Source organism: Panacibacter microcysteis, from assembly GCF_015831355.1.
GTDB classification, from domain to species: Bacteria; Bacteroidota; Bacteroidia; order Chitinophagales; family Chitinophagaceae; genus Panacibacter; species Panacibacter microcysteis.
In genome coordinates this window covers 2511298-2524640 of the sequence record NZ_JADWYR010000001.1, presented here as the reverse complement: position 1 = coordinate 2524640, position 13343 = coordinate 2511298, and the positions used below count along the sequence as shown (strand labels likewise).

Sequence of the window (13343 nt, the reverse complement as noted above, 5' to 3'; positions counted from 1 at the left end):
ATGGAGCAGGAAATTCAACTGGAACAGGCATTAAACAATATTCAGCGACTGATAGACAATATCGAAAGAGTTATACGTGGCAAAAAAGCACAGATACAGTTTATATTGACAGCCCTTCTTGCAAAAGGCCATATTTTAATGGAAGATAACCCTGGTACAGGAAAGACCGTTATGGCCAAAACACTGGCACAAAGCATTGCCTCGGCAGATCAGCATGGAGCAAACTTTAAACGTATACAGTTTACACCCGATCTCTTACCAATGGATCTTATCGGATCTCATATTTTTGATGATGTGCAGAAAGAATTCATCTTTAAAAAAGGACCACTGTTCTGCAATGTGTTGCTGGCAGACGAAATAAACCGCGCTTCACCAAAAGTTCAGTCTGCCCTGCTGGAATGTATGGCCGAAAACCAGATCACAATGGGAGATATTACTTATAAGCTGGAAAACCTGTTCTTTACTATTGCAACACAAAATCCTGTTGAAATGGAAGGTACTTATCCATTGCCCGCAGCACAGCTTGATCGCTTTTTTATTAAGATCATCTTTGGCTATGTTGATGAAGCAACCGAACTGGATATATACAAAGATTACCTGGGTATACAAAACAACCTGCAACATATAGAACAGGTGCTGAGCATGGAAGAAATATTGTTCCTGCAGCATGAAACAGAAAAAGTATACATACACGAAGAGATCATTACAGCAGTACGCAATATCGTATGGGGCACACGTAAACACAACGATATTATCCTTGGGGCTTCTACACGTAGCGGCATTACCTTTTTAAAATGTTTAAAAGCATTTGCACTGGTAAACGGCAGAAGCTTTGTTACAGAAGACGACATAAAAACACTTACAATTCCCGTATTGGACCACCGGCTTATATACAGGAACAAAGAAGCAAAACAAAAGGCACTTGCAACTATACTTGACAGTGAACTGGCAAGATTGAGCAGGTTAAATATTCGTAATTAATTTTTTGGAACCAGGCATTTGGAACAATATTAAGCTTCGTTGCGTCGCACTCTTGTACTGCAACACACTACTCAGCCAAAGCGAAGAATGAAGCGAAAAAAACCAGTGTAGTCTCGTTACCAAAGAACTTACCGGCAAACATTAACTGGCAATCAGGTATTGCATGCAGGCGCTCAACAAATATTTAATGACAAGATCAATCATATATCATCTCTTATTCATTGCACCATGTTTTTTTATCGTAACACATTGTTGCGGGCAAAGTCTTTCAATGACGTCAAAAGACAAAGCCGCAGCACGCTACGAAATAGATGCAAAACGTGCAGGTGTTGATCCCTCTTCAAAAGATGCACTGCCACGCAGCCGTGAATTTATTCGCCTGGACAGCACTTATTATGTAGGCTGGATGTTTGAAGGCATGTATAAGTACGACAGGAGTGCAGATTATCTGGGTTATAAAAATGCAGCAGTACCGCTTCAAAAAGCCTTCGACCTTATGGAGAAGGATTATGACAAAACATTCCGCAGCATCTTTAACAATGTTAATACCCTTATTGCCAACTTCAACCGCTACCAGGATCTGTATGTAATCTTTTCTGCATTAAAATTTTGCTACGACAATATAGAAATGCCGGATAAATCGATGCAACTCATTCAGCGTATAGAAGCCTATCGTTTTAAAAACGATATCGGTTTTGAACTCTGCTATCAACGTTCCTGGCTGTTTCACCGCAACCGTTTTTTTACTTCAAAAGACCACAGCTTTCTTAAAAATTCTGTAGAAGAAAATGAACGCATGGCTTTTCAATGGTGTTACAACGGCCTTGCGTTTATCAACAGGTACCGAAATGACAACGATGCTATCTGGGGGCAGGCGCAAAGCGAAGAAAGAAAGATGACACTGTATCACAATCTTGCGTTGTTACATTGCTACAATAAAAATTACGACAGCAGTGAGTATTACTACCAGCGTCTTGTAGAGGGCGGACGTGTGTCATGGAACAATTTTGGCGGCATGCAAAGCGAGATTGGCAATTTTGCCATTGCGCAACAGTACTTCAGCGAAGACAAAGACAAAAGTTTTGAAAGATTTTTAAGAGAACCTTACTATTACCTTCCGGAGTTGTATGTATACGCAGGCAGAACCAAAGATGCCATAAAAATGTGCAACGACATTATTGCTGCAAGTGGCTCTACCCCCGGCTTTGGGTGGTACAACATTGCGCTTGCAAGAAGTTACATGTACGATGCCCAGCTTGACAGTGCAGAAGCAGCATTGACTAAAGCAGCAAATTTTAAAGAGCTGCATATAGGCACCACCCTTACGCAAAGTCAGTACGATCTTACCATTAACCTGCTGAAAGTGCAGTTGTTTGATAAAAAAATAGACCAGGAGAAATTTCTTAACAGGGGTTGGTGGTATTCTCCTACCAGCTTATACAACATTGCTTCATATAAAGCGCAAAAAGCAAGCGCGGAATATGTTGTGGTAAATGAGTTGAGTTATAACCCTGAGCGTAACAGATTGCTATACGACCTTTTTTGTGCGGAAGCTACTACCAGTTTTGATGAAGCCTGGTATCTGATGAAAGATTTCAGCACTAAATTTTTCATCGAAAAGTATGCTAACTACCAGCAAACAGACAAGCGTGTAAACATTCAACGTTATTTCAAACTGTTTACTGCAAAATTTAAATGGGTGAAAGGAGATGAAAAACAGGCATTGCAGAATTTTGAAAACCTGGATAAAACTTCTTTTGTAGATACCGCAAATGAAAAATTGTTTATTGCAAGATTATATGAAGGGCTGATCAGGGGATATGATGATAATGGAGATAAAGACAAATTCGACAACTACAATAATGCACTTTTTGAGGTATACCCGCAACTGATACCATACATGAATATCAAAACGCCTGTTAAACTTACCATATCCGGCGTAAATGATGCCGTAACCAGGGAAGTAACGGCTGAGATAAAAGATTGCAACATTTACACAGGCAAACAACTTTGCCCTGCGGCTTCCATCGTTTTTAACAAAAAAGGCAATGCTTACGAAGCGATCATCAACGTTCGCAGCGCAACAGGCAGGCCTGTTATCATCAACCAGCGACTGATATTTAAGAAGGCCCCAGGCGCTGGTAAGGAGATTGCACTGCGTATGTTTGGCAAAGGCGGAGCTGCAATGTACGACCCGGAACCACCGGTAGTAAACAGTAAGCCTGCCAGTGGCCGAAGTGCCCGGTAATGTACAGCAGTACAAGAGTGCGACGCAACAGGCGATGCCATATGTACTGGTGCCTGGCTCATAAAATCTTTAATGCAGAGAATCGAGCACCGACTGAAAATATGTTGCTAATTGCACCTGCTCTGCAGTTCTGCGGCCTGGTTGTATGTTGTTTAGTTCAGAGGGGTCGTTTACAATGTCGTAAAACCTGTTGGTAGAATCATACAATTTGTATTGCTGGTTATGCACATAACGATAGAGTGGTTTATCTTCTGTGCGGTCGTTATCGTAATGACAAAACACCCAATCCCTTATTTTGGTATTCGGATCTACCAGGCTATTCAAAAAACTCACACCATCCAACTGCCCGTAAGTAGTAGGTTTTGGCACTTGCGCAAGATCTGCAAAAGTGCTGAGGAAGTCAGTAAAGTCGATAACGTTATTATTAACTGCGTTGCCTTTAATGCGGCCTTTCCAGTATGCAATCATTGGTACATGCGTGCCCCATACATTTGTCTGCATTTTGCCACCCCGCACCAGTTGCCCGTTGTACCATGAAAAAATTTGTGGCGGCGTGCCATTATCGCCGATAAAAAAGAAAATGGTATTCCTGGAAAGTCCCATACTATCGAACCTTGCCAATACCTGCCCTACTTTTTTATCCATGTAACTGATCATAGACGGGAAAAACGCTGTATCGCTGTTGGTAGCACGGTTATCCCATGTAGCATACGCTGCATCGTCGGGTGTTGGTGAAAAAGGATCGTGTGCCAGGCTCATAGAATAATACACAAAGAAAGGTTTCTGCTGCGCCTTACTTTTAGACGCGTAAGCGGTAATGGAATCAACCAGTATATCATCGCAATATTTTCCAATAACGGTTGCAGGATTGAGATACTTACCGTTAACATACAATTCGGGACTTTTATAACGTCCACGGGTTTCCGTACTTTCATCATGATTGTTTGCCTGGTCTTCATACGGATTGAAAATAATGTATTCATCAAACCCGAAAGTACGTACAGCAAGGTCGCCACCATCTAATTGCCACTTCCCCGCCACATAGGTATTGTACCCCGCAGACTTCAACATGTTGGCGAAAGTTTTTTCAGTAAGTGGCAATGCGCCCCAGCCGCTGTAATTCCTGAAATTGTATTTGCCTGTTAACAACATAATCCGCGATGGCGAACACATTGGCGATGCGTAACATTGTGTAAACTGCATACCATTACGGGCCATGTTATCAAGGTTTGGTGTAAGGTACGAGAGGCCACCGGCATAACGTGGCACTTCATAGCCTACATCGTCGCACAATATCAGTACAATATTTGGCTTACCGATTCGTGCTTCATCAATACTGACAGATGTAACAGGCTCTGCTACATTTTGCTCTTTCATTTCTTTGTTGCACGAACAAAACAGCAGTACCGTGCAAACAATTAATCCATGATAAAATTTCTTCATAAGGATTTTGTTTTGGTATTTATTGGCAGACAATAGCCGGGGGTTAATCTCCTGTACACTCTTCACAGGTTTGACAGGCCGCATTGAAAAATACAAATTACAAACGGGTTTAAAAAATATTATTGTGTAGGTTTGAGCCAATTCTATACGGCATAATGAATTTACTAAGCTACATAAGTGCTTTCCGGCAGGTTTATAAAGAAGTGAACATTCAAAAGCAATATAATAAGACATACCTGTTGCCGTACCTGCAGGAGCTTGAAAACAGGTACCATGGCAGCTTTCAGCCCGAACAACGCAGGAAGATAACAGATTACTATGGCTTGTTTATTACTTCGTTTTTGTGCAGCAGCTACAAAAAATTATATGGTAAAATACTTACTGGTGCGGAACGAAAAAGGGCAACATTATTTGGTATTTTAACCCCTGTTGGTGATGATCTTTTCGATATAGACCAGCTCAACCATGCTGACATAGAACGCATCACTTATGAGCCGGAGAATTATACGGCCACTACCTTTTCAGCACATGTAGCAAAAGAAATTCAAACCAGTCTTTTAAAGGAAGTGCCGCATAAGGCTGCCTACCTGGAGGCATCAAAAAACGTATTGGACATACAGGTTGAAACCGCCAGGCAAAAAAACGCATCGATTACAGCAACCGAAATCGAACATATTACTTACACAAAAGGTGCTGTATCTGTTATCATTTATCACCAGTGTTTGGATGACGCCGCAAGTGAGCAGATGCTTGATGCCCTGTTTTACACCGGCAGTCTCTACCAGCTTGGGAATGATTTATTTGACTTGTATAAAGACGTACGTGATAATATATACACGCTGATCAATAAGTGTGACGATTATGCCGCTCTGCAACAGAAATTTACTGAGCGTGTTACACTACAAAACCGGAAAATAATGGCGCTGCCATACGCGAAGAAAGACAAAGACATTTTCTGTATCATCATGAATACCATCAATGCCAGGAGTATGGTGGCCCTGGACCAGTTTGTGGCATTTGAAAAAAAGCATGGGAAACCGGATTGGTGGAAATTGAAGCGGAAAGACATGATCGTTGATATGGAGAAACCCATCAATCTTTTAAAATGGTTTTATTATATATGGAAACTACCACGACTGATTTAGAAAACACATAATAAGGAAATGCAATGCAGCGGTTCGTTTTGCTAATACTTCTTTCAATATTTTCATACACTGGTTTTGCGCAAAAATCAACGGCTGATTCTTTGCTCATCAACAGCCTGGTAAAGAATATAGCTGCTATGCAGGTTACAGCAGATGGTGAATTTTATAAAGGTATGTTCCCTTCATTCAGGGAGTGCGGCGGGGCGCCACATAACTACCAGCCTGATAACAATATTTTTTTTACCGCTATCAGTGCATTTGCATTCAGGAACATGCTGCCGTATTTATCTGGCTATGATAAAATAACTGCAGAAGATATTATAAAAAAAGCGACTGCTGTTTACCCTTATTACAAAAACCAGTATGGCGATCCATTTTATAATTTCTGGCCTACCGATGCGCCGATAATGCCGCACACTTATTATTTTAAATATTTAAAAAGCGTTTTTGGCCAGGGCGAAGATGCTGATGATTCCGTAATGATCTTGATGACAGGTGACAATGATGACAGCGCAAACACAATATTGAAACAACGCCTCGTAGAAGTTGCCAACAAAAGCAACAACCGCAACATTATTTCCACCTACAAAAGATATAATGATCTGCCTGCCTATAGTACTTATTTAGGCAAACGCATGACACCCGATTTCGATTTTGCGGTGCATTGCAACATCCTGTATTTTATGTACGACAAAGGGCTGGCATTTAACAAACAGGATAGCGCCACGTTGCAGACAGTAAGCCAGATGATAAAAGAGAAGCAGTATATGAAGGCACCGGTCTACCTCTCGCCATATTATGTAAAATCTTCGATTCTTATTTATCATGTAGCCAGGCTGATGGGTGCTTTTAATATTCCGGAATTGAATATTTATCGTCAACAACTGGCAAACGACATCAATACGCTGCTGGCTAAAAGCTTTAATGTGATGGACCAAATCATCTTGCGTACGTCGTTGCTGCGTTTGGGTTTTGCTGCGCCAGCGCTGGAGTTGCATTCCATTGATGCGTTTGAAACCAGTAATCAGCAGCAATATATCTTTTTCCAGGCACGGGCTGCTTTCTCCTATCCTACACCCTTTAAACAGGTGTTCCTGCATTGGAGTTATATCTGCTATTACTTTTATTGTCCCGCTTATAATAAAATACTTTGGCTGGAATACCTGGTGGAGAAAAGAAAACACTAACTGCTCAAGCTGCCTCATTGCAATCTTCCATGTTCCAAAGTTTTGTTTTTACATCGCTTACTGCACCAGCTTTCAAATCACTCATCCTCCTTACTCGCCATCAAATATGCTTTAATGAAACCATCCAGTTCACCATCCATTATTGGCTGAACATTACCAACTTCATGGTCTGTGCGGTGGTCTTTGATCATTTTGTATGGATGAAAAACATAGCTCCTTATCTGGCTACCCCATTCTATTTTTTTCTTGCTTGCGTTGCTTGCATTCTTTGCTTCTTCTCTCCTGCGCAGTTCCTCTTCATACAAACGGCTCTTCAGCATCTTTAATGCCAGTTCACGGTTCTCGCCTTGTGTACGGGCCTGCTGGCATTCCACAATTATACCACTGGGCGCATGTTTTAAACGCACAGCCGTTTCCACTTTGTTTACATTCTGGCCGCCCTTGCCACCGCTGCGGTAAAACTCCCATTCAAGGTCGGCAGGGTTTACTTCAATTTCAATGCTGTCATCAATCAGCGGGTATACAAACACACTCGCAAAGCTGGTATGTCTTCTTGCATTACTGTCAAATGGTGAAATACGCACCAGGCGATGCACACCACTTTCAGCCTTCAAAAATCCGTAAGCAAATGCACCATCAAATTGTAACGTAGCCGTCTTTATGCCGGCGCCATCACCTTCCTGGTAGTCAAGCTCTGTAACTTTCCAACCCTGCTTATCGCCATACATGCGGTACATACGCAGCAGCATTTCGGCCCAGTCCTGGCTTTCGGTACCACCTGCACCAGGGTTGATTTGTAATACCGCAGGCAGCTCATCTTCAGGCTGGTTAAGCGTGCTTTTAAACTCTGCATCTTCTATGGCTGCAATAGCTGCTTCGTATGCAGCTTTTGTCTCCTCTTCCGTAGCATCGCCACTTTTCCAGAAATCAAACAGCACGGCAAAATCTTCCACAGCAGTTTCAACCTGCTTGAACATTTTCAGCCAGTACTCATTCACTTTTATTTCTTTCATGATTGCCGTGGCACGGGTATTATCGTTCCAAAAACCCGGCGAAAGCGAGAGTGTGCGGTCTTCTTCTACTTTATGAGAGCGGTTATCAACGTCAAAGAAACCTCCTTAGAACACTAACGCGGTCCCGTAAAACTTTAATTTGTTCGATTGTCATAATGCTGCGAAAATAATTTGAAAATCTGAGAAAGCGAAGATTGAAAATTCAAAGCAATGTTATGGGCCAGGCTGTATTGCTGCTATTGAGCTGCTGTTGCGTCGCACTCTTGTACATTTTGAACAATACTGAACAACGGGAAGATTACAGCATCCGGCACTTTATTATTTTATTGAATCTGTTAACACATCCATCAGTAAAAAATTGTCTTAAATATTAATCCCACTCCTCCTCGTAAACAAACTGTGGCATTTGCCATTTATACCGTATTGCAAACAACCTTACAATTAAGCCTGTAATGGCGGCTACAATGGCTGCGGTTTCTGTTGTCATCCCAAGTCTTTCAATTCCTATATACAACACGCCGGTAAGCAGCGATGCGGTTGCGTAAATCTCTTTCCTGAACAATAACGGTATATCGTTACATAAAATATCTCTTAGCACACCGCCGCCGCAACCCGTAATTACACCACTCAGCACAACGATGAGTGATGGCATGTGTAACTGTTCGGCAAGCTGGCAACCAATAATGGTAAATACAACAAGCCCCAAAGCATCGAGGAAAAGAAAAACACTTTTCAGCTTTTTCATAACAGATGCAATTACACCTGCCAGTAATGCGCCGCCTATGGTGATAAGGATATACTCAGGATGTGCAATCCAGGACATAGGATAATGACCCAATAAAATATTCCTGATGGTGCCGCCACCCAAAGCTGTTACACAGGCAATGATGCAAACGCCTACCCAATCCATTTTTCTGCGGCCGGCAGAAAGTGCGGCAGTCATTGCTTCTGCAGTAATGGCAATGATGTATAATACCTGTTCCATATATGGTTTGTTATGGTTCTGAAATTACAACTAATACTTACCCGTTAGCATATGTAAAATAAAAAATGCGAAGCTGTGAACTTCGCATTTTTGTTGCCCTATGCATTGCAGTACAAGAGTGCGACGCAAGGAACGATGCCATTATAAACTGCTGTCGGGCTCCATACTAATTTCCTATAATTTCAAATTCTGTTCGTCTGTTCATCTGCCTGCCTTCCGGTGTTTCGTTTGTATCAATCGGAACTTTTTCTCCATAACCGTGTGCCTTTAACCTGTCTTTTGCAATACCATGTTCGATAAGGTATTTTACCACGCTTTCGCAACGTGACTGTGATAAGCGAATATTATACTCATCTGAACCATAACTGTCTGTGTGGCCGCCTATTTCGATCTTAACTGTTGGGTTATCATTCATGAATTTCATTAAGCGCTGCAATTCATTAATGGATTGCGGCCGCAACGTAGACTTGTCAAAGTCGAAGAAGATATTCTTTAAGATGATCTTGTTACCCACTGCTACTTTTTTCAACTCCACATCTTTAATGATTTCCTGGAAGCCGTTTGTTTTGGGAATATTAAAGTTCTCTGAATGGAACAGGTAACCGGGCGCCGTTACCGCTATACCATAGTTGTGACCATCCGGTAATGTTACAAGATATTTACCTGTTGCGCTGTTCGACTTAAATGTTGCGATCAGTTCATTCTTATCAAGATCGTTTAACTCAATCGTTGCCTCCAATGGTTGCTTTGTAATTTCATCTGTGATCGTTCCTTTAAGAATGGTAAGCGATGGCTGCTGCAATTCTACCGGTGGTGCCGGTTGTATAGTTTTTACGGGGGCTGTAACGCTTGCTATCAGGTTATCTTCATTGCTAAGCAAAAAAGGCTTATCATCTCCAAGAAAGGTAATGGAATAAATGTCTTTATCACCATAACCACCTTCTCTGGCAGAGGAATAATAACCCCTGCGTCCATTACCCGCAACTACGAAAAATACATCATCATCAGGACCATTGATAGGCCAACCCAGGTTCTCAGGTTCAGACCATTTGCCATCGGTTAACGTGGATTTGAAAATATCGTAACCACCCATTGAGCCATGGCCCTGGCTGCTAAAATACATGGTTATGCCATCGGGGTGCATAAACACACCTTCTTCGTCATATTTGGTATTGATAGTAGTGCCGATATTTGTAGGATTGACCCAGTTATCTTTTGCATCTTTTGTGCAGTAGTAAATGTCCCGTGCGCCAATGCCTTTGTCCCTGTCGCTGATGAAGTAAACAACTTTGTTATCGAATGATTCGGAAATAGTAGACTCGTGCGCTTTGGTGTTGATGTTTTTATTCATATGCTCGGGAATCTTCCATGCTGTTCCCTTCAGTACACTTTCATAGAGGTCTCCACCATCTCCTTTCTGATTTTCATAAATATACAAGGTAGTGCCATCGTTAGATAAACCGGCTGTAGCATCATGCCCGGGTGTATTGATGGGTGCACCAAGGTTTTGTGCCGACCCCCATTTTTTATCTACCTTATTGCTCAGGTAAAGATCTTCGTAATAGCCCCCGGAAAGCGGATCGAGCTTTTGACCGGTTGAATTATTTCTTCTTGATGTAAACACCACCATCGATTCATCTGTTGTAATAAACGCACTGTAATCAGGAAAAGATGAATTTACACCATCGCCAAGGTTATTGATGCGTACGCGTTTTGGCTTTGACATCAGTTCCTTACCCGTGTTACATTCTGCTATCTTCTTGTTAATATCTTCCAGTTTATACGCAGGTACTTTCGACTGCGTTTTAAGTGAGGTTAGATAAAGATTATAATACTTTAAAGCGTCGTCCCACTTTGCCTGTAAATGATACGCCCAGCCTGCGTAGTAAGAAAACTCAGGAAAGACATTTGGGTTTAACTGAGAAGCTTTTTCAAAATATTTTAATGATGCATCACTCTGGCTGTTGATGGCAAACTTACAAAAGGCAATCATCCAGTTCACATCTGCATTGTCAGGATTGAATGCATTTGCTGCTTCAAGCGGTTTCAACGCGGCACGAAATGCAGCCTCGCCGGCATGGTTATAATCATGGCGGCTTACGGGCATATACTCATGCGAAGAAAGAAAAAAGTCGAGCTCACTTAAATATATTTTATAGCCGCTTAAAAATATCGACTTCCCTTCTTCATAATTTTTCTTTGCTTCTTTGAAGGCATCTTTCTGGTCTGGAAAATTTTCTTTCTCAAATGGTTTATTTACCTGCGCTACTGATGTAATACCTGTTATGAGTAAAACAAATAGTAATATTTTTTTCATAAAGCTTGTTTCTTGGATAAGTGGATTATTCGCACACTACGGATTTATATTGCTTTGCTATCTTAATACCGAGTTCGGCAGCCTTCGTGTAGTCTTCACAGGCACCTTTATAATCGCTGAGCATTTCCTTGGAGATACCACGGTTTAAATATGCTTCGGCGTATTCTGCATTTAACCTGATGGCGGTATTGCAATCTTCAACTGCAGCCTGGAAATCCCTCTTTTTATATTGCACAGATGAGCGGTTATTATACGCAAATGCATAATCCTTTTTTAATTCAATCGCTTTATTAAAATCAGCCATAGCGCCATCAACATCCTGGTCTTCAACTTTGGCCGCTCCCCTGTTATTGTAGGCGACATAATAATCCGGTTTCAGGCCAATTGCTTTATCGTAACTAGATATGGCGTTTTTGTACTCTTTCTTTTTCCTGTAAGCAGTACCAAGATTATTGTAGGTAAATGCAAGGCTCTGATCGGCAGCCAATGCTTTTTTATAATCATCTATGGCATCGTTAAGACTATCTATTTCCATTTTAGCACTGCCCCTGTCGTTCAGCGCATAGGCATAGTCAGGTTTTACTTCAATAGCTTTTGAAAAATGGTCTATAGCAGCAATATAATCCCTGCCCTGGAAAGCAATCAGGCCCTGCAGATAATAGGCTTCTGCCTGTTTGGGATTTATTTCGATGGTTTTACGCAGATCAGCCATAGCATTAGCTGTATCATTTGTATTCCTGTAGGTTTGCGCACGCAGCATATAGCTGTAATCTGCCCCGGCATTGAGTTCTATCGATTTGGAAAGATCTGCGAGTGCCTCAGCCGTTTTGCCTGCTTCAGCATAAGCCAGCCCGCGGTTATAATAAGCTTTCTCTAATGTGGGTTTTAGCGTAAGTGCTTTGGTAAATGCTGCAATTGCTTCATTGTACTTTTTAGATTGCAACAAGCTGTTGCCATTGTTATATGCTTTCTCTGCTTCCTGGTTTGGCTGAATCACTAACCTTACAGTATCAGTTACTGCAAGCCTTACGGTGTCTGTCTGAGCAAAGAGTTGAGAGTTTAAAAGCAGGGTTACTACAAAAAAAACTGATCTTCTCATGGATACTTTTTTGCATTAACGACAAACGATATTATATATTATCACTATATTATTGATTTAAGCGAATCTTAAATACTTTAATTAGCACTTCGCTTGTCAACTGCTGTATTATCAAAATGTAAAGTGCCTGAAAGGGGGAATTCGGCCAAACCTGTGGTTTTGTACATCATTTTTCGCATTACTATTTTAGTATCTTGCTACAACAATTGTTTGAACATGCACGATACACACCTGCATCATGAAGATCATTTGGAAAGTTCAGCATTACTGAAAGATATCGTAATAGGTATGAGCGATGGTTTAACGGTACCTTTTGCATTGGCTGCAGGTCTCAGTGGTGCGGTGGATAATACCAGTGTTATTGTACTTGCAGGTATTGCAGAAATTGCCGCAGGTTCAATAGCAATGGGTCTCGGTGGTTTTCTTGCAGGTAAAACAGAACAGGATCATTACAACAGCGAATTGAAAAGAGAGTACTGGGAGGTTGACCATCTGCCACAAAAAGAAAGAGAAGAAGTAAAAGATTTCTTTGCAGGCCTTGGCTTAAGTGAAGATGTGCAGGAAAAAGCTACAACCGAACTTATAAAAGATAAAGACCGATGGGTGGAGTTTATGATGAAGCATGAACTAAACCTTGATAAGCCAGACCCTAAGCGTGCACGAAAAAGCGCATTTAACATTGGTGTTTCTTACATTGTTGGTGGCCTTGTACCATTAAGTCCTTATTTTTTTGTAGATGAAGCTACAGAAGCGTTGAAATTTTCAGTTGTCATTACCCTCGCCTGCCTGTTTATTTTTGGGTTTTTTAAAAGTAAAATTACAGGCGTAAACCCATGGAGCGGAGGCTTTAAAGTTATGCTTATTGGCGCCGTAGCCGCAGCAACTGCTTTTGGTATCGCAAGACTTATAGAAGGAAAATAATATT

Annotated in this window: 10 protein-coding genes; 5 read left to right on the top strand and 5 right to left on the bottom strand. The window is 41.4% G+C overall.

From position 1 onward, the window contains the following. Together I5907_RS10280 and I5907_RS10275 are read left to right on the top strand one after the other, a co-directional pair. Window positions 1-981: an AAA family ATPase gene (locus tag I5907_RS10280; protein WP_196990623.1), complete on the top strand. Its 981-nt coding sequence runs from the start codon at window positions 1-3 to the stop codon at window positions 979-981. Window positions 982-1252: 271 nt separating this feature from the next. Further along, window positions 1253-3229, top strand: a complete 1977-nt coding sequence (locus I5907_RS10275; RefSeq protein WP_196990622.1) for a tetratricopeptide repeat protein — start codon at window positions 1253-1255, stop codon at window positions 3227-3229. A gap of 69 nt (window positions 3230-3298) precedes the next feature. On the opposite strand, the gene I5907_RS10270 is transcribed toward I5907_RS10275, so the two are convergent. Then, entirely contained in the window at window positions 3299-4672 is a 1374-nt protein-coding gene (locus I5907_RS10270) for a sulfatase-like hydrolase/transferase (RefSeq protein ID WP_196990621.1), read from the bottom strand. A gap of 155 nt (window positions 4673-4827) precedes the next feature. Between I5907_RS10270 and I5907_RS10265 the strand changes: the two genes are divergently transcribed. Then, the gene (locus I5907_RS10265) at window positions 4828-5817 is read left to right on the top strand and encodes a hypothetical protein (protein WP_196990620.1); all 990 of its coding nucleotides are present in this window, start codon (window positions 4828-4830) and stop codon (window positions 5815-5817) included. 23 nt (window positions 5818-5840) lie between these two features. Then, the gene (locus I5907_RS10260) at window positions 5841-7004 is read left to right on the top strand and encodes a hypothetical protein (RefSeq protein WP_196990619.1); all 1164 of its coding nucleotides are present in this window, start codon (window positions 5841-5843) and stop codon (window positions 7002-7004) included. A gap of 77 nt (window positions 7005-7081) precedes the next feature. Here the strand turns inward: I5907_RS10260 and prfB are convergent. The 4 genes from prfB to I5907_RS10240 all read right to left on the bottom strand — a co-directional run bounded on the left by prfB (window position 7082) and on the right by I5907_RS10240 (window position 12418). Continuing rightward, window positions 7082-8171 (bottom strand): peptide chain release factor 2 gene (prfB, locus tag I5907_RS10255; protein ID WP_196990618.1). Its coding sequence is split into 2 segments (ribosomal slippage): window positions 7082-8122 and window positions 8124-8171, totalling 1089 coding nucleotides; the frame shifts between segments, so codons are not numbered across the junction. 216 nt (window positions 8172-8387) lie between these two features. Further along, window positions 8388-9002, bottom strand: a complete 615-nt coding sequence (locus tag I5907_RS10250) for a trimeric intracellular cation channel family protein (RefSeq protein WP_196990617.1) — start codon at window positions 9000-9002, stop codon at window positions 8388-8390. 166 nt (window positions 9003-9168) lie between these two features. Next, window positions 9169-11319, bottom strand: coding sequence for an OmpA family protein (locus I5907_RS10245; RefSeq protein ID WP_196990616.1), 2151 nt, complete (start codon window positions 11317-11319; stop codon window positions 9169-9171). Window positions 11320-11344: 25 nt separating this feature from the next. Beyond that, a complete protein-coding gene (locus I5907_RS10240; protein WP_196990615.1) occupies window positions 11345-12418 on the bottom strand; it encodes a tetratricopeptide repeat protein in 1074 nt (357 codons plus the stop codon). A 216-nt stretch (window positions 12419-12634) separates the two neighbouring features. On the opposite strand from I5907_RS10240, the gene I5907_RS10235 reads away from it, so the two are divergent. After that, window positions 12635-13339, top strand: coding sequence for a VIT1/CCC1 transporter family protein (locus tag I5907_RS10235; protein WP_196990614.1), 705 nt, complete (start codon window positions 12635-12637; stop codon window positions 13337-13339). Window positions 13340-13343: the final 4 nt, after the last annotated feature.

Coding starts and splice junctions, on each gene's coding strand:
- I5907_RS10280 (WP_196990623.1), top strand. CDS start 1: ATGGAGCAGGAAATTCAACTGGAACAGGCATTAAACAATATTCAGCGA.
- I5907_RS10275 (WP_196990622.1), top strand. CDS start 1,253: ATGACGTCAAAAGACAAAGCCGCAGCACGCTACGAAATAGATGCAAAA.
- I5907_RS10270 (WP_196990621.1), bottom strand. CDS start 4,672: ATGAAGAAATTTTATCATGGATTAATTGTTTGCACGGTACTGCTGTTT.
- I5907_RS10265 (WP_196990620.1), top strand. CDS start 4,828: ATGAATTTACTAAGCTACATAAGTGCTTTCCGGCAGGTTTATAAAGAA.
- I5907_RS10260 (WP_196990619.1), top strand. CDS start 5,841: ATGCAGCGGTTCGTTTTGCTAATACTTCTTTCAATATTTTCATACACT.
- I5907_RS10250 (WP_196990617.1), bottom strand. CDS start 9,002: ATGGAACAGGTATTATACATCATTGCCATTACTGCAGAAGCAATGACT.
- I5907_RS10245 (WP_196990616.1), bottom strand. CDS start 11,319: ATGAAAAAAATATTACTATTTGTTTTACTCATAACAGGTATTACATCA.
- I5907_RS10240 (WP_196990615.1), bottom strand. CDS start 12,418: ATGAGAAGATCAGTTTTTTTTGTAGTAACCCTGCTTTTAAACTCTCAA.
- I5907_RS10235 (WP_196990614.1), top strand. CDS start 12,635: ATGCACGATACACACCTGCATCATGAAGATCATTTGGAAAGTTCAGCA.